The organism is Micromonospora sp. NPDC049529, from assembly GCF_055586685.1.
The window spans coordinates 229,280-245,249 of the sequence record NZ_JBVJHT010000012.1; the positions used below are offsets into that span (position 1 = coordinate 229,280).

Sequence of the window (15,970 nt, forward strand, 5' to 3'; positions counted from 1 at the left end):
AGTCGGCGCGGCGCCGAGCCGTACGGGTTCAGCCGGGTTCGATCCCGGACCGGACCGCCAGCACCGCCAGACGGACCCGGTTCGAGGTGCCGGTCTTGGCCATCAGACTGGCGATGTGGGTCTTGACCGTGGTCACTCCGAGGCGCAGGCGCACGGCGATCTCACCGTTGGACAGGCCTGCGCCCACGAGCGCGAGGACCTCCCGTTCCCGGGTCGTGAAGGTGAACCCGGGCGCGGGCTCCGGCGGAGGTCCGGCGGTGTGCGTGGCGACGGCGGCGGCGACCAGACGCCGCAACACGCCCGTGCTGAACGGATTCTCACCGGCGGCGGCCTGGCGAATGCCGTCGAGCAACTCCGCCGGAGCCGCGTCCTTGACCAGGAAGCCGCAGGCGCCCGCCCGCAGCGCGGGGTAGAGGTGATCGTCGTCGTCGAACGTCGTCAGCACCACGATCCGGGCCGACGGCCGATCCGACAGGATGCGCTCGGTGGCCGAGATGCCGTTCACGCCGGGCATGCTGAGGTCCATCAACACCACGTCGGGCAGCACCTGGTGCGCGATCCGCACCGCCGCGGCCCCGTTCTCGGCTTCGCCGACCACCTCCACGTCGGGTGCCGCCTCACACAACATCCGCAGCCCCGCCCGCACCAGGTGTTGGTCGTCGACGAGCACGACCCGGATCACGACGGCACGTCCGCGAGTTCGGCCCGCGCGGGCAGTACGGCGGCCAGCCGCCAGCCGCCGTCCACGGGACCGGCGTCGAGGCGACCGCCGAGAAGGTGCACCCGCTCACGCAGACCGATCAGCCCCTGACCGAGTCCGTACGAAGCGGCCTCACGCCGACCGTCGCCGCCATCGTCACGGATCTCCATCGACAACTCCCCCGCATCGCTCAGACGTACGGTCATCGACACCCGCGCGGCTGCGCCGGCGTGCTTGGCAACGTTGGTGAGCCCTTCCTGGGCCAGCCGCAGGACCGCCAGGCCGCGTACCGCGTCCAGGTCACCGACCTGTGGAGCGACGCAACTGTCCACCCTCAACCCGATCCCTCGGCCCCGCTCGACCGCCTCGGCCAGAGCCGCCGGCAGGTTGGCCGGGTCCGCCAGGTGCTGTTCGGGATCGAGCCCGACGGACCGGTCACGCAGCAACGCCACCAGCCGGCGCAGGTCGGCCAGCGTGGCGACCCCTCCGGCGTGGATGTCGTCGAGCAACTCACCCACCCTCGGGTCGGTCGCCGGCAGAACATGTCGGGCCACCCCCACCCGCAACACCATCGACGCGACGTGCTGGGCGACCATGTCGTGCAGTTCGCGGGCGATGGCACCGCGTTCGGTGGCCCGGACCAGGGCCAGTTCCGACAGCCGACGCCGCTGCTCCTCCGCGACCCGCCGCTGCGCCTGACGGGCCTCCTGACGCACCGACCGCAGGTACGCGCCGAGCAGCAGCGGAAGACCGATCAGCACGGTGACCCGGTACAGCACCGGTACCAGATCCGCCGGCATGCTGTTCAGCACCCGGGTGGCGTAGACGGCGGCCAACGCTCCCCAGCCGACGAGCAACGCCCACCCGGTGCGGTACAACGCCAGTTCGAAGACCGCGAGACTCGCCGCGAGCTTGATCGGGACCAGCATGGTGGCGCCGACCAGGCCGGCCGTCCCCAGCAACGCCGACTGGACCAGCACCGTGGCCAGGGGCCACCGGCTTCCCCCGGCGCTGACGACCACCGCCGTACTCGCCAGGACCCAGTCGGCCGGGCGCAACGGTACGGACGGGTCGCGCACCTGTGCCAGGTATCCCAGTACGCACGCGAGGACGATGAGCACCCGGACCGGCAACATCCTCCGGTCGAACAGTTGGCCGATCCATCCCACCAGCACAATCGAACTGTAAGCCCGGCCCGGGACGAGGTGCTCCTTCTCCGGTAGGAGGCGGGTCCTACCGGAGGCCGGCCTGATTGGCCGACGCGGACCACGACGACCGGCGCTCGCCGGGCCCGTGCCGACTGCGGCAGCGGTGACCCGGCGAGTCCGATCGTGGTCGCGCCGGCGGCCGGGCCGCGTCCGGTCAGTACTGGTAGGAGACACCGACGCTGTGTGTGTAGGCGTACACCGGTGGGTTGATCACACGCGAGCCGGTGCCGAACACCAGGACGAATTCGTAACGCCAACTGTTGACGGCCGGGTCGCCATTGAAATAGGTCGACGTGCCGGAGTTCCCGCCGAAGGTCCAGAGGGTTTCGCACCGCTGGTTGTTGCACAGCCGCCGGGTGAGGTTCGACGGGTAGTCCGAGAGCGTGAACTGCCACGTCACCCCGGTGATCGTCGAGCCCACGGGGAGAATTCCCGGACTGCTCGCGTACGAGCTGACGTAGACGGTGTTGGTCCGGTACACCGTGCCCCCGCTCGGGCTGGCGGTGTAGGAGCCGACGGCGGCCTGGGCCGCACCGGCAGGCAGGAGTGCGGCCATGCAGGCGGCGACGACGAGTACGGTTCTACGCCATATGGACATCGTTTCCTCCAATGGAGACGGTGAGGGTGGATGGGCCAATGATATTTATGGGGACACATATTCGTACAGGTAATCGTCCTCATATCGACTTGGCTTCATCTGATGAGGTCCACCCCCGGGAACTGCTCTATGCTGCGGCATCCGAAAAGCCTCGGAATACGCGCGCGACGCGTCGGCGAATTCGAGCGCGCATCGACGCGCGACCATGCGACGAACCAACCCCGGCCGGACCCGGCCCCCGACACCGGGGACGTGGCGCGACAGCGGTCGGTCGGCGCAATGCGACACAACGAGGGCAATGCACTGAAGATGGTCGATCTACGGAATGTCCTGCGAGACGCCGGTACGGCCGCGGCAGGTGCTACATTCCCGCCACGCGACCACCCCTGGCGGTACCAGCGACCGCCGTCGGGCCGGGCCAGAGAGGTGTCCGATGAGCAGTCGGGTCGAATTGCGCACCTGGCGGATGACGGTCAACGGTATCGGCACGCCGGTGCGCGAGGTCGGGCCGGGCGACGATCGGGAGGCCGTGGTCTTCCTCCACGGCAATCCCGGTTCGGGCGCCGACTGGCTCGGGCTCCTCGACCGGGTGGGCGACTTCACCCGGGCCGTCGCCTGGGACGCACCCGGTTTCGGCCGGGCCGACAAGCCGTCGGACTTCCGGCAGGACATCGACAACCACGCCGCCTTCGTCGCCGCCGCCCTCGACCGCCTCGGCATCGAACGGGCCCACCTCGTCCTCCACGACTTCGGCGGGCTGTGGGGCCTGGCCTGGGCGGCAACCGACCCGGCCCGGTTCGCGAGCGTCGTACTCGCCGACACCGGGCTGCTGGTCGACTACCGCTGGCACCGGCTGGCCCGGATCTGGCAGACCCCCGGACTCGGTGAACTGTTCATGGCGAGCACGACCGGGCCCGCGTTCCGCACCCTGCTCAGGGAGGGCAACCCGCGCCCGCTGCCCCGCGCCTTCACCGACCAGATGTACGACGACTTCGACCGGGGAACCCGAGCGGCGGTACTGCGGCTCTACCGTTCGGCGATCGACATCGGCACCCCGAGCAGGCGGATGTCCGCCGCACTGCGGCCGTTGAACCGACCGGCGTTGGTGCTGTGGGGCGCACACGACCCGTACCTGCCGAAGACGCTGGCCCGGCAGCAGCGCGAGACGTTCCCGGACGCGGAGGTGGTGGTCCTCGACCACAGCGGACACTGGCCGTTCGTGGACGATCCCGACCGCTGCGCAGACCTGGTCGCCGGATTCCTCCGACGGGTACGGACGACCGACCCGCACCCGTGAACCGATCGGGGGTCGACGGCCTTCGGATGCCCCGACCGGGGCGACCTTCGGTGACCCGACCGGCGATGGTGGTACCGGCGGGCGGTCGTCGCGCGGGACCGCGCGGCATTGGCTACCGGCGATAGAGTGAGTCGTCGCGTGCTCGTGCGCGACCACCAACGCCGGCGTCACCAGCGCACCAACTCGTCGTTGCCGGCGCCGGCGTCGGAGGGGCGGGTGTTGACGATCGAGTCGACGGGGCCGGAGACGGTCGACGCTTCGGAGTTCACGGTCCGGTTGGCCCGTGAGGTGACCAGGGCCCTCGCCCCGGAGGAGTCGAGCGTCTTCGACGAGGTGGCGACAACCTGGCGGGCCGGTGTGGCGGCGGGCCGGGCGCCCGGCGGGGCGATCGTCTTCGGGATCGAAGCGGCCCTGGTGAACGCGATCGTCCTCGAGGTCATCGCGGTGTCCGTCGCCGAGGTGATGGGGTTCGGTGTCGGTGTCGCGAAATCGCGCTGGCGGCAGTGGCGGACGCGCCGGCACGGCCCGTCCGGCGCCGAGCTGGTCGCCGCCGAGGCCCCGGCGGTGGCCGGCAGGATCGTCATGACGGCGGCCCAGTCGGCCCGACTGCGCGAGGTGTCCCGGCGCCACGCCGTGGCCTCGGGGCTGTCCGAGGCCGCCGCCGACCTGATCGCGGACGCGATGGTCGGTGCCGTACACACCCTCGACGCCCCGCCGCCACCGGACGATGGCGGCTCCTGACGGTCACCCGAGGCCACTGCTGTGGCTGTACGGGCTCATTGGGCGTCGTACACACGTCGGCGATGCTGGAGCCGCTCGACGAACGGTTGCTGGACAACGTACTCGCAAACGCGCTCCACACCCTGCTCCACCTTCGTTGACCTGCCGCGCAGGACCGCCACTGAGCCAGGAGGCCGACCATGACGCAACCGGATGCCGAGCTTGCCGCGACGCTGCGTTCCGAGGTGCCGCACGCCGCGCGGATCTGGAACCACTGGATGGGCGGCCGGGACAACTTCGCCGCCGACCGTGCCGCCGGGGACGCCGTGGCCGAGGTCTACCCGGAGGTCGTCGTCATGGCACGGCAGTCCCGTCGGTTCCTCATCCGCGCGGTGCGGTTCCTGGCCGCCGAGGCGGGCATCCGACAGTTCCTCGACATCGGGACCGGCCTGCCCACGATGCAGAACACCCACGAGGTCGCCCAGCAGGTCTCGCCCGAGTCCCGGATCGTCTACGTCGACATCGATCCGATGGTGCTGGTACACGCCCACACCCTGCTCTCCGGCTCCACGTCCGAGGGGCTGACCACGTACGTGCACGCCGACTACCACGATCCGGGGAAGGTTCTCGCCGGGGCGGCGGAAACGCTCGACTTCGGGAAACCGGTCGCGGTGATGTTCATGGGCGTCCTGGGCTACGAGCCCGACCTGGAGGTGGTGCGGTCGATCGTGCGACGGACGATGGCGGCCACCGCGCCCGGCAGCCACCTGGTGTTGTGGGACGGGACCGACACCAGCGCGGCCGTGGTCGAGGGCGCCGGCAGGCTGGCGGAGAGCGGCGGTGTCCCCTACATCCTGCGTAGTCCCGACGACCTCGCCGGGTGCTTCGAGGGCCTGGAGGTGGTCCAGCCCGGCCTGGTAGCGATCACACGATGGCGCCCGGACGACTCCTCCGCCGAACACATCGACGCGTACGGCGCGGTGGCCCGGAAGCCCTGAGCCGGCACCGGTCACGGCGACCGGCGGCGGCGCCTCGGTCGGCCCGGTCGGCGGTACGCGGGACAGCCCGCCCGACCCCGAGGCCACACCGTACACAGAGGACATGGTGAGCTAGCACACGTCTGCGCGGAGGGATGGCCGTACACGCGGGTGACCCTGTGATGCTGGATCTGGGATCTGGCGTCCGCAGGGCTGCATGGCCGTCGGCTTCCGCGCGACCTACGCAGTTTGACGTGCACTGCGTCGGCATCTCCCCACCGGCCAACTGGACCTGGAGAGTTACGTGACCAATCAAGCCGTCGCGGCGCCCGCGAAACTCGACGCCGCCGTCCTGAAAATCGCCGGAGTGGTCGTACTCGGCGCGATCATGTCGATCCTCGACATTACCGTCGTCAGCGTCGCACTGCCGACCTTCCAGACCGAGTTCGACGCCACGTACGCCGAGGTCGCCTGGACGATGACGGGTTACACCCTGGCCCTGGCCACGGTGATCCCGCTCAGCGGCTGGGCTGCCGACCGGTTCGGCACCAAGCGGCTGTACATGCTCGCCCTACTGCTGTTCACGCTCGGTTCGGCGCTCTGCGCGACCGCCGACTCGATCGGTCAACTCATCGCCTACCGGGTGTTGCAGGGCCTGGGCGGTGGCATGCTCATGCCACTCGGTATGACGATCATGACTCGGGCGGCCGGTCCGGCGCGGATCGGCCGGCTGATGGCGGTCCTCGGCATCCCGATGCTGCTCGGCCCGATCGGCGGACCGATCCTGGGCGGCTGGCTGATCGACGCGGCGAGCTGGCACTGGATCTTCCTGATCAACGTCCCGATCGGCGCGATCGCACTCGTGTACGCCCTCGTCGCGCTCCCCAAGGACAGCGCGGAACCGTCCGAGTCGTTCGACTTCGTCGGCATGCTGATGCTGTCGCCGGGCCTCGCCCTGTTCCTCTACGGCGTCTCGTCGCTGCCGGAGACCGGCACGATCACCGCCACCAAGGTCTGGTCCACGATGCTGGTCGGCGCCCTGCTGCTGGTCGGCTTCGTCCTGTACTCGTTCAAGCCGCAGCACCCGCTGCTCGACCTGCGGCTGTTCCGCAACCGCAACCTGACCGTCGCGTCGATCTCGCTGTTCGTGTTCATCATCGCGTTCATGGGCGCCGGGCTGCTGTTCCCGAGTTACTTCCTCCAGGTCGGCGGCGAGTCCACCCTGAACGCCGGTCTGCTGATGGCACCCCAGGGCATCGGAGCGATGCTCACGATGCCGATCGCCGGCATGCTGGCCGACAAGATCCCGATCGGCCGCACCGTGCCGTTCGCGATGGCCCTCATCGCCGCCGGGTTCTTCGCGTTCACCCAGGTCGGCACGGACACCTCGTACTGGCTGCTCTGCGGTTCGCTGTTCGTGATGGGTCTCGGCATGGGCGGCACGATGATGCCGATCATGACCTCGGCGTTGCGGACGCTGACCAACCACGAGGTGGCGCGCGGTTCCACGCTGGTGAACATCCTCCAGCAGATCGGCAGCTCGATCGGTGCCGCGATCATGTCGGTGATCCTCACCAGCCAGCTCAACGGGTCGGACCAGATTCCGGGGCTGACCGACCCGCGTACCGGTGAGCCGGTCACCGAGGCCGGCGCGGCGATCGCCAGCCAGCACGGCAGCCAGTTTCCGGTCGAGCCGTCGGTCATCGCGCGCGGCCTGGAGTTCGTGGCGGACTCGTTCGCCACGACGTTCTGGGTCGGTTTCGTGCTGGTCCTGCTGACCTTCATCCCGATCGCGTTCCTGCCCCGCAAGCGTGAGGTGTCGCACCTGCTCGACGACGAGAGCGACGGCGGTGACCGCGCGGCGGCACCGGTGATGATTCACTGAGTCTGCGGTCGGCGTCGCTGCGCACGCCGACGGACCGACGAACACCGGGACCGGTGGCTGCCGACCTGACGGCGGTCACCGGTCCCGCGTCGTTCACCCGACCCCGGAGCCGGGGAGGCACTCGGATGCCGCAAAACCCGCCCCGACCAGGCGCGCTTTCGACCATGCTCGGAAAATGGACGCGACGGGGCAGTCGGCACTGATCCGGCCGATGCTGGCCACCGCCGGTGAACTGCCGGCCGAGGCCGGCTGGGCGTACGAGTTCAAGTGGGACGGGGTACGCGCGGTCGCGTACGCCGAACGCGGTGGACGACTGCGCCTGTACTCCCGCAACGACCGGGACATCACCTCGGCGTACCCGGAGATCGCGATCCTGCCGTCGCTGCTCGGCGGCCGAACCGGCGTGCTGGACGGCGAGTTGGTGACCCTGGACCGGCGGGGTGCGCCGAGCTTCTCCGCGTTGCAGCGCCGAATGCACGTGCAGGCACCGAGCGCGGCCCTGATCGCCTCCGCCCCGGTGCGGTACCTGGTCTTCGACCTGCTGCGGCTCGGTCGGACCCGGCTGGTCGACCGGCCGTGGTCGCAGCGCCGGGCCGCGCTGGAGGAACTCGGGCTGCGGGAGCAGCAGGTGGCGGTTCCCCCGGTCTTCGACCTGGACCCGGATTCGGTGATGACGGCCGCCCGCGAGCGGGGACTCGAAGGGGTCGTCTCGAAGCGGATGGAGTCCGGGTACCAGCCCGGCCGACGGTCACCGGCGTGGCGCAAGACCGCGCTGATCCAGACCACCGAGGTGGTGGTCGCCGGCTACAAACCCGGTTCCGGCCGGCGGTCCGGGACGGTCGGGTCGCTGCTGCTCGGGATCAACGAACCGGCCGGGCTGGTCTTCGTCGGCGGTGTCGGTACCGGTTTCACCGGCGCCATGCTCGACGACCTCGGCGAACGCCTGCGACGGCTGGAACGCGACCGGGCCCCGTTCGCCGCGCCGGTGCCGGCGGCCGAGGCGAAGAACGCCCACTGGGTCGAGCCGACCCTGGTCGGCGAGGTGGTCTACCGGACCGTCACCCCGGACGGGCGGCTCCGCCACGCCTCCTGGCGTGGGCTGCGACCGGACCGTGATCCGGACGAGGTCACCCGCCCGCGATCCACCACCTGAACCGCGCCGGGACGACCCTCAACGAACCTCCAGGAAGCTCTCCGGGTTTTCCCACCCGCGCCGCGCATCGTAGATCAGGCCACGCCACCGACCACCGGTGGGTCCGTGGCGAAACACCCAACCGGGTGTTTGTCCCCAGGAAACACACGCGAGGGATTGCCAGCATGGCGAGTGAGAGCCGGAAGGAACGCGCGGCCGCGGCCCGTAAGGCGACGGAGCGTGCCCGGCAGCAGGAGCGGCGGCAGCGGCGGATGATCACCGGCATCGCGATCGGCCTGGCCGCGGTGGTTCTGGTGGTCGTCGGCCTGGTGGTCGCGCTGGATCGACCGGACAGGGCGCCGGCCGCCCAGGCGATCCCGACCCCGCCACCCACCACCGCCGCCCCGGGGCGGACGGACCCGCCGCCGTGGTCCGCACCGGCCGACACCTCCGCCCGGGTACGCGCCGCCGGGCTGCCCATGCTGGGCACGGAGGGTACGGTCGAGCACATCCACGCCCACCTCGACGTCATCGTCGACGGTCAACCGGTGGTGGTGCCGGCGGAGCTGGGCATCGACGAGTCCGCCGGTCAGATCAGCCCGTTGCACACCCACGACACCACCGGCGTCCTGCACATCGAGTCGCCGGTGCAGGCCGACTTCAGCCTGGGCCAGGTGTTCACCGAGTGGCAGGTGTCGATATCGGCCGACCAGATCGGTGGGCTCCACGCGGGCGACGGCAAGGTGCTCCAGGCGTACGTCAACGGCAAGCCGGTCAGCGGTGACCCGGCGGCCATCGTCCTGCACGCCCACGACGAGGTCGCCGTCGTGTACGGCACCCCCGCGCAGCAGGCCAACCCGCCGTCGAGCTACACCTTCCCGGCCGGGGAATAGCCGGCGGGGCGCACCCGGCTCTCCCGGTGGGACCGATCCGAGGATCGTCTCCGGGATCGCCGGGTGCGCCCCCGCGACCTGCCTGGCGGGTTCCGCCGTCGGCCGGGACGCACCCGGTTCGCGGCGGTCAGTCGAGGCAGGTGCCGTTTGCTTCCGGGCCCGCCACGCAGGGCCGGTTGCCGGTGACCACGGTCTTGTCGTCGAGCTTGACCACGACGTCCTTCGCGGCCAGACCGCCCGGCTGCTGGGCCGCGCCGTTCCCGGTCACCTTGCTCCCGAACAGCGACACCTGACCCCCGACCACCGAGATGCCGCCCCCCTTCGACTCCGGGCCGGCCGCGGTGTTGCGGCTGCTCTCGCTGTGCCGGACGAGCACGTTCGACCTGTCGGCGAAGATGCCGCCGCCGTCGCCGTCGGTGGTGTTCTCCACGACGGTGCTGTCGTCGACGGTGAGCAGACCCTGGGAGCTGGAGACGCCGCCACCGGCGACCTCCGAGCTGTTGTGGCTGATCGTCATGTTCCGCAGGGTGATGGTGGCGTCCTTGTTGACGACCCCGCCGCCGGTCCGGGCGGTGTTCGAGGTGATCTTGGTTTCCCAGACCTTCGTCCGGGCGTTGACGCTCGCGATCCCGCCGCCCTCCCCGGCCGTGTTGTGGACCAGGGTGCTCTCGCTGATGTCGGCCGCACCCTGGTAGTTGGCGAAGCCACCGCCGAACCCGCCGGCCCGGTTGTTGGTGAACTCGGTGCCCTTCACGGTGAGTACGCCGCCGTTGAGCAGGCCGCCGCCCCGGCCCGCCCAGCCGGCGGCGCTGTTGTCGACGAACTTGCCGCCGACGAGGGTGAGGTGGCCGTCGTTGAAGATCCCGCCGCCCCCTCCCTCCGGGGCAACGGCGGCGCTCTCGGTGACCGTGGTGCGTTCGATCACCGCGGTGCCGCCGTGGTCGATCGAGACGCTGCCACCGTTGGCGGCGCGTCCGTTCGAGAGGGTGAGGTCGGTCAGCTTCAGCTCGCCACCGTTGCGGACGGTGAAGAACCGGAACTCCTCGGCCGTCGCGTCCCGGACGATGCTCGCGCCCTCACCGGCGATGCTGATCGGTTGGTAGATCACCGGGAGGCCGGACCTGTCGTTGGCGTTCTCGGCCCCGCCGTCGGCTGACGCGAGGAGGACGTAGGCGCACGCCGGAGCGAGCTTGAGGTTGCCTCCGCCCTCGGCGTTGGCCTGGTTGATCGCGGCGACGAGGGCCGCGGGGTCGCACGGGACCGACTTCACCTCGCGACGTGCGTCCGCCGCGCTGGCCGGGTCCGGCTCGGCGGGAGCACGCTCCGCGACCACCGTCGAGGAGCGGTGCTCCAGGCGCGGGCCGGTCGACCCCCCGTCACCGGCCATCGGAACGAGCGCGGTCAGGCCCGCCGCCCCTGCCACCACGCCCCCGGCCAACAGACCACTGGCCAGCAGCCATCGTCGCTGCGACGGCCGTGCCGCCAACCGATCGGGATTCTCCTGACTCCCGTTAGAACCGGACATAAAGCTCCCCGCCTTCCGTACGAGACACGGCCGCACCACCTGGGGCGCGGCGGCTACAGACGCTGCAACCACTAAAAGCCACAGTACGGCGATCATCCGGGCAGGTAGGGCTTATGCGAACAAACCACATGTTCCCGAGAAACGGTCATCAAGCGTCGAAGCGGACAGAGTTCGACCGGTCCCGTACGGTCGTTCTTCGGCAACCGTCCCCTGGAGACCCCCGTGGTGGCGGGAGTCTTCGACGCGCTCGCCGCGCTGGCCGTCCATCCCTTCGCCGAGCGGGTGCACCTGGTCTCCAAGGCCGGACCGAAGGTGGCCGCCAACACCCGTGCCTGGCTGATCCACCACGACTTCTTCGGGCGCACCGGCATTCCCGCCGCCCACCTGCACTTCGTCCGGGAGCGTCGGGACAAGGCCCCGGTATGCCAGCGCCTCGAAATCACCCACTTCGTCGACGACCGCCTCGACGTACTGGCCCACCTCGACGGTGTCGAGCACCGCTACCTGTTCCTGGGCGGAACCGGCAGCCAGGCACCGGACGGACCGCTTCCCGATCGGGTGACAACGGTCGACACCTGGGCCCGACTCGCCACCCTGCTCTGCGGACCGACTCCCGCCCCGACCGGCGACGGCAACCACGACAGCGACGGCGACGGCGACGAACGGCAATCGCCCGCCGAGCCGGTTCCGGGCGGCGAGTCGGACGTACCCGTCATCGCAGTCGGGCGGCACGAGCGGTGAGGTGGCGCCGCTCCTGGAGGCTGGTCGCACGCCGGGCGGCTTCCCGGTAGTCGCCCTCGGCGGCGTGCCGCTCACCCGCCATCTCGCGCAGGTGCGCGCGGGTCGCCAGGAACCGGTGGTGGCGGGCCATCCGGTTGTCCGCGCCCAGCTCCGCCAGCAGGAGCAACCCGGCCGGCGGGCCGTACACCATGGCGACGGCGACCGCGCGGTTGAGCGTCACCATCGGCCCCGGCGCGAGCTGCTCCAGCAGTTCGTACAGGGCGACGATCTGCGGCCAGTCGGTGGCGTCCAGGTGCTCGGCCTCGTCGTGGACGGCGGCGATGGCCGCCTGCACCTGGTACGGGCCGACCGGCCCCCGGGTCAACGCCTCGGTGACGAGGGCGACCCCGTCGGCGATCAGTTGCCGGTCCCAGGTGCCGCGATCCTGCTCGTCGAGCGGCACCAGGGCACCGTCGGGTGCCGTACGCGCGGGTCGTCGGGCCTCGGTGAGCAGCATCAGGGCCAGCAGTCCGGTCACCTCGCCGTCGTGCGGCAGCAACCGGTGCAGCCAGGAGGTGAGCCGGATCGCCTCGTCGGACAACCGGGGTGCGGTCAGGTCCGGGCCGGTGCTGACCGTGTAGCCCTCGTTGAAGAGCAGGTACAACACGTGCAGCACGGCGCGCAGCCGCTCGGCCCGATCCGGTCCCTCGGGCGCCGCGAACCTCGCACCGCTGGCCCGGATGGTCTGCTTGGCCCGGCTGATCCGTTGCGCCATCGTCGACTCGGGGACCAGGAAGGCGGCGGCGATCTGGGCGGTGCCGAGGCCACCGACCGCGCGCAGGGTCAGCGCGATCTGACTGGGTGGCGACAGCGCCGGGTGGCAGCAGAGGAAGAGCAGGGTCAGCGAGTCGTCCCGGTCGGTGTCCGGGTCGGCGTCCGCCGGTCGGCCCAGCAGTTCCGACTGCGGGGTGGCGGCGGCGATCGCGTCCTCCCGTCGCCGCCGGGACCGTTGGCCGCGTACCTCGTCGAGGAGCCGGTGGGTGGCGACGGTGATCAGCCAGGCCCGGGGGTTGTCCGGCAGGCCGTCGGTGGGCCAGCGCATGGCGGCCCGCAGCAGGGCCTCCTGGGTGGCGTCCTCACAGGTGTCGAACTGGCCGTACCGGCGGACCAGCGCGCCGAGGACCTGCGGCGCCAGTTCGCGCAGCAGGTCCTCGACTCGCCGGTCGACGTTCACAGGTCGGCGGGCGCCTCGTGCAGGACCGGCCACACCTCGACCGGCTCGACGTCCGCCCACGGCATGTCCGAGGCGATCTCGTACGCCCGCTGCTCGCTCTCGCAGTCGAGCAGGTAGAAGCTGGCGAGGTACTCCTTCGTCTCCAGGTACGGCCCGTCGGTGACCGCCGGAGGTCCGTCCGTACGCCGCACCATCCGCACCGCCGCCGCGTCGGCCAGCCCGTACGCGCCGAGCAGTTCGCCGGTTGCCTGGTACCGGCGGTTGAACGCGTCCTGCTTGGCGATCTCCGCGGGCCACTTCTCGGCCGGGATCGAACTCCACTTCTCCTGGTTGCCATAGATCATCAGCAGGTACTTCACGAGGTCGTCCCTTCCGGTTCGCGCACCTTGCCGGCGCCATCACCCGGTAAACGGAGCCGGCACGCCGCTCTCGACATCCTTCCCGAAATTTCTTGGCCGAAGATGTCGAGCCGAGCCGGACCGCTCCGTTCGCACTGACGAGGACAGCAGATCACGCAGAGCGGGAGACGTCATGAACACGATCACGATCCGGGCCACCGACAGCCTCGCCACCCGACCGGTGTGGCTGGTCAGCACGCTGGCCGGACTCGCGGCGGCCGTCGCGACCGAGCTCTTCGGCCTGGCCGCCCGCGCGGTGGGGGTACCGATGGTGGCGGGCAGCATCGGTGCCACGGTCACCGAGCCGATCACCGTCGGCTTGTTCGCCATGGGTACGGCGATCTCCGTGTTCTGGGGCACGATCCTCGCGGTGCTCCTCGCCCGGTACGCCCGCCGCCCCGCCCGCACCTACCGGTGGACGACCATCGCGCTGACCGTGGTGTCGATGGCGGGGCCCTACCTCGCCGGGGCCACCGCGACCTCAACCAAGATCATGCTCGGGCTGGCGCACGTCGTCGCCGCGCTGATCGTCATCCCCGTGGTCACCCGCCGGCTCGCCCACGCCGCCGGCCGTCCCGACCGGTCGGTCCGACCCGATCTCGCCCCGGATGTAGCCGCCGACGGCGGGCGCCCCGATGGTCACCGGTAGCCGTACGGTCCGCTGCTCACCGCGATCGCCGGTTCGACCGCCGGCACCGCGCCGTTGTTGCGTACGTCGAAGTACCGGGACCGGTTGGACGCGCTCCCGCTGGACGCCGCCGAGTTCGAACGGACGGCGAACAAGGCGGTGATCGCCTTCGACCTCAACCGGGAGGTGTTCCACCAGCTGGGCCAGGCCCACCCGGCGGTGCGGTAGGGGCCGGGCGGGGACGGGCGATCGGACCACCCGCTCCCCGCCCGGCCGTCACGACGTGCCCGCTACCAGCCCGTCGGTCGAGCCGACGCCGGAGTCACCGTCGGTCGAGCCGACGCCGGAGTCACCGATGTCGTCGCGCCTCAGAAGTCACCGACGTCGTTGCGCCACCGGCGACCGCTGCGGCCGATCAGGCGCTCGGCGTCGGTCGGCCCCCAGGAGGCGGCCTCGTACGTCGGGATCGGCGACGAGTCCTTGGCCCAGTGCTCGATGATCGGGTCGACGATCCGCCAGCACTGCTCCACCTCGTCGGTACGGATGAACAGCGTCGGGTCACCCAGCAGGGCGTCGAGCAGCAACCGCTCGTACGCCTCCGGCGACTCCTCGCGGAACGTCTTGTCGTACGAGAAGTCCATGCTCGCCGTCCGCACCCGGAACGAGTGGCCGGGCACCTTGGCGCCGAAGCGCAGCGAGATGCCCTCGTTCGGCTGGATGCGCAGGATCAGCGCGTCCGCCTCCAGTTCGGTGAGCTGGTCGGTCGGGATCGGCAGGTGCGGGGGCCGCTGGAACTGCAACGCGACCTCGGTGACCCGGGCCGGCAGCCGCTTGCCGGTACGCACGTAGAACGGCACCCCGGCCCAGCGCCAGTTGTCGACGTTGAGCCGCATCGCCGCGTACGTCTCGGTGCGCGACAGCGGGTCGACGCCGGGCTCGTCGCGGTAGCCGGCCATCAGGTCGTCACGGGTGCCGCCTCGGGTGTACTGGCCGCGTACGGCCAGGTCGGCGATGTCCCGGTCGGTGGGGAGCCGGATCGCCTGGAGCAGCTTCACCTTCTCGTTGCGCAGCCCCTCGGCGTCGAACGAGGCCGGCGGTTCCATCAGCGAGAGCGCGAGCACCTGGAGCACGTGGTTCTGCACGATGTCGCGCATCGCCCCGGCGCTCTCGTAGAAGCCGCCCCGGGTGCCGACGCCGAGCGTCTCGGCGACCGTGATCTGTACGTGGTCGACCCAGCTCCGGTCCCAGATCGGCTGGAAGATCGAGTTGGCGAAGCGCAGGGCGATCACGTTCTGGACGGTGTCCTTGCCCAGGTAGTGGTCGATCCGGAAGACCTGCGGCTCGTCGAAGCTGGAGTGCACGATCGCGTCCAGTTCGCGGGCGGTGGCCAGGTCCCGGCCGTACGGCTTCTCGATCACCAGCCGGGAGAAGGAGCCCTCGCGGGCGTGGTTGAGTCCGGCGCCGGCCAGACCGTTGATCACCGGTTCGAAGGCCTCGGCGGGCGTCGACAGGTAGAACAGGCGGTTGCCGGCCGTCCCACGCTCGGCGTCGAGCTGGTCCAGCGTCTCGGCGAGGCGCTTGTACGTGTCCGGGTCGTCGTAGCCGCCGGACACGTACCTGATCCCGCCCTCGAACTGCGGGGTGTTGCGCAGGCCGTGGCCGGTCAGGGCCGAGTCGGCGAACTGCTCGTCGCTCATCGCGGTACGCGCGACCCCGACCAGGGCGAACTCGCGGGGCAGGCGGTTGTGGCGGGCCAGGCTGGCCACCGCCGGGATCAGTTTGCGCCGGGTGAGGTCACCCGAAGCGCCGAAGATCACCAGCGTGGCCGGTGGGGCGTTGCGCTCCTGCGCGAGCTGAGGGGTGCTGTCCATGGTCCTTGAGTCCTCCAACCGCGCGAAGCCGTTCGACCCGCGCGAGTGTCCGAATGTCGCTGGGTAGCGCTACCGAACTCGCCGTCGACATCTGTGGCGACGGCCATCGACGTGGGGGCGATGCCAGTCGTACCACGCCCCGCCGTCGCTCATAACCAGGAAGCTTGCCAGGATCTTCCGGGGC

At 70.7% G+C, this 15,970-nt stretch carries 16 protein-coding genes; 9 read left to right on the forward strand and 7 right to left on the reverse strand.

The window, feature by feature from the left end; translation table 11 throughout:
- Window positions 1–28: 28 nt before the first annotated feature.
- The 3 genes from ACZ6QQ_RS22745 to ACZ6QQ_RS22755 form a co-directional block, all read right to left on the reverse strand.
- The gene (locus ACZ6QQ_RS22745) at window positions 29–682 is read right to left on the reverse strand and encodes a response regulator (RefSeq protein WP_465878820.1); all 654 of its coding nucleotides are present in this window, start codon (window positions 680–682) and stop codon (window positions 29–31) included.
- Window positions 679–1,875, reverse strand: coding sequence for a sensor histidine kinase (locus ACZ6QQ_RS22750; RefSeq protein WP_465878821.1), 1,197 nt, complete (start codon window positions 1,873–1,875; stop codon window positions 679–681). Before ACZ6QQ_RS22750 ends, ACZ6QQ_RS22745 begins: the two co-directional genes overlap by 4 nt.
- A gap of 187 nt (window positions 1,876–2,062) precedes the next feature.
- Complete coding sequence (locus tag ACZ6QQ_RS22755; RefSeq protein WP_465878824.1) at window positions 2,063–2,506, reverse strand: flagellar protein FlhE; 444 nt, start codon at window positions 2,504–2,506, stop codon at window positions 2,063–2,065.
- 433 nt (window positions 2,507–2,939) lie between these two features.
- On the opposite strand from ACZ6QQ_RS22755, the gene ACZ6QQ_RS22760 reads away from it, so the two are divergent.
- From ACZ6QQ_RS22760 to ACZ6QQ_RS22785, 6 genes are all read left to right on the forward strand, one after another.
- Complete coding sequence (locus ACZ6QQ_RS22760; RefSeq protein ID WP_465878826.1) at window positions 2,940–3,803, forward strand: alpha/beta fold hydrolase; 864 nt, start codon at window positions 2,940–2,942, stop codon at window positions 3,801–3,803.
- 126 nt (window positions 3,804–3,929) lie between these two features.
- Complete coding sequence (locus ACZ6QQ_RS22765) at window positions 3,930–4,544, forward strand: hypothetical protein (RefSeq protein ID WP_465878828.1); 615 nt, start codon at window positions 3,930–3,932, stop codon at window positions 4,542–4,544.
- A gap of 179 nt (window positions 4,545–4,723) precedes the next feature.
- The gene (locus tag ACZ6QQ_RS22770) at window positions 4,724–5,521 is read left to right on the forward strand and encodes an SAM-dependent methyltransferase (protein ID WP_465878829.1); all 798 of its coding nucleotides are present in this window, start codon (window positions 4,724–4,726) and stop codon (window positions 5,519–5,521) included.
- A 283-nt stretch (window positions 5,522–5,804) separates the two neighbouring features.
- On the forward strand, window positions 5,805–7,385 hold the full coding sequence (locus ACZ6QQ_RS22775) for a DHA2 family efflux MFS transporter permease subunit (RefSeq protein WP_465878830.1): 1,581 nt from the start codon (window positions 5,805–5,807) through the stop codon (window positions 7,383–7,385).
- A 175-nt stretch (window positions 7,386–7,560) separates the two neighbouring features.
- Window positions 7,561–8,538, forward strand: a complete 978-nt coding sequence (gene ligD, locus ACZ6QQ_RS22780) for a non-homologous end-joining DNA ligase (RefSeq protein WP_465878832.1) — start codon at window positions 7,561–7,563, stop codon at window positions 8,536–8,538.
- Window positions 8,539–8,702: 164 nt separating this feature from the next.
- Complete coding sequence (locus tag ACZ6QQ_RS22785; protein ID WP_465878834.1) at window positions 8,703–9,410, forward strand: hypothetical protein; 708 nt, start codon at window positions 8,703–8,705, stop codon at window positions 9,408–9,410.
- A gap of 127 nt (window positions 9,411–9,537) precedes the next feature.
- Here the strand turns inward: ACZ6QQ_RS22785 and ACZ6QQ_RS22790 are convergent, their stop codons facing one another.
- Entirely contained in the window at window positions 9,538–10,896 is a 1,359-nt protein-coding gene (locus ACZ6QQ_RS22790) for a hypothetical protein (RefSeq protein ID WP_465878836.1), read from the reverse strand.
- Window positions 10,897–11,157: 261 nt separating this feature from the next.
- Here ACZ6QQ_RS22790 and ACZ6QQ_RS22795 point away from each other — a divergent pair, with 261 nt between their 5' ends.
- Window positions 11,158–11,676, forward strand: a complete 519-nt coding sequence (locus tag ACZ6QQ_RS22795; protein ID WP_465878838.1) for a hypothetical protein — start codon at window positions 11,158–11,160, stop codon at window positions 11,674–11,676.
- Here ACZ6QQ_RS22795 and ACZ6QQ_RS22800 read toward each other — a convergent pair.
- Window positions 11,648–12,889 carry an RNA polymerase sigma factor gene (locus tag ACZ6QQ_RS22800; RefSeq protein WP_465878839.1) on the reverse strand — a complete coding sequence of 414 codons (1,242 nt, stop codon included), beginning with the start codon at window positions 12,887–12,889 and terminating at the stop codon, window positions 11,648–11,650. The genes ACZ6QQ_RS22795 and ACZ6QQ_RS22800 overlap by 29 nt on opposite strands.
- Window positions 12,886–13,248, reverse strand: coding sequence for a YciI family protein (locus ACZ6QQ_RS22805; RefSeq protein ID WP_465878841.1), 363 nt, complete (start codon window positions 13,246–13,248; stop codon window positions 12,886–12,888). The genes ACZ6QQ_RS22800 and ACZ6QQ_RS22805 overlap by 4 nt, the downstream gene beginning before the upstream one ends.
- A 172-nt stretch (window positions 13,249–13,420) precedes the next feature.
- Here ACZ6QQ_RS22805 and ACZ6QQ_RS22810 point away from each other — a divergent pair, with 172 nt between their 5' ends.
- Both ACZ6QQ_RS22810 and ACZ6QQ_RS22815 read left to right on the forward strand, forming a co-directional pair.
- The gene (locus ACZ6QQ_RS22810; protein ID WP_465878843.1) at window positions 13,421–13,936 is read left to right on the forward strand and encodes a DUF6069 family protein; all 516 of its coding nucleotides are present in this window, start codon (window positions 13,421–13,423) and stop codon (window positions 13,934–13,936) included.
- Window positions 13,937–13,993: 57 nt separating this feature from the next.
- The gene (locus ACZ6QQ_RS22815; protein ID WP_465878846.1) at window positions 13,994–14,143 is read left to right on the forward strand and encodes a biliverdin-producing heme oxygenase; all 150 of its coding nucleotides are present in this window, start codon (window positions 13,994–13,996) and stop codon (window positions 14,141–14,143) included.
- Between the two features lie 140 nt (window positions 14,144–14,283).
- On the opposite strand, the gene zwf is transcribed toward ACZ6QQ_RS22815, so the two are convergent.
- Window positions 14,284–15,786 (reverse strand): glucose-6-phosphate dehydrogenase, encoded by a 1,503-nt coding sequence (gene zwf / locus ACZ6QQ_RS22820; RefSeq protein ID WP_465878848.1) that lies wholly within the window; start codon window positions 15,784–15,786, stop codon window positions 14,284–14,286.
- Window positions 15,787–15,970: the final 184 nt, after the last annotated feature.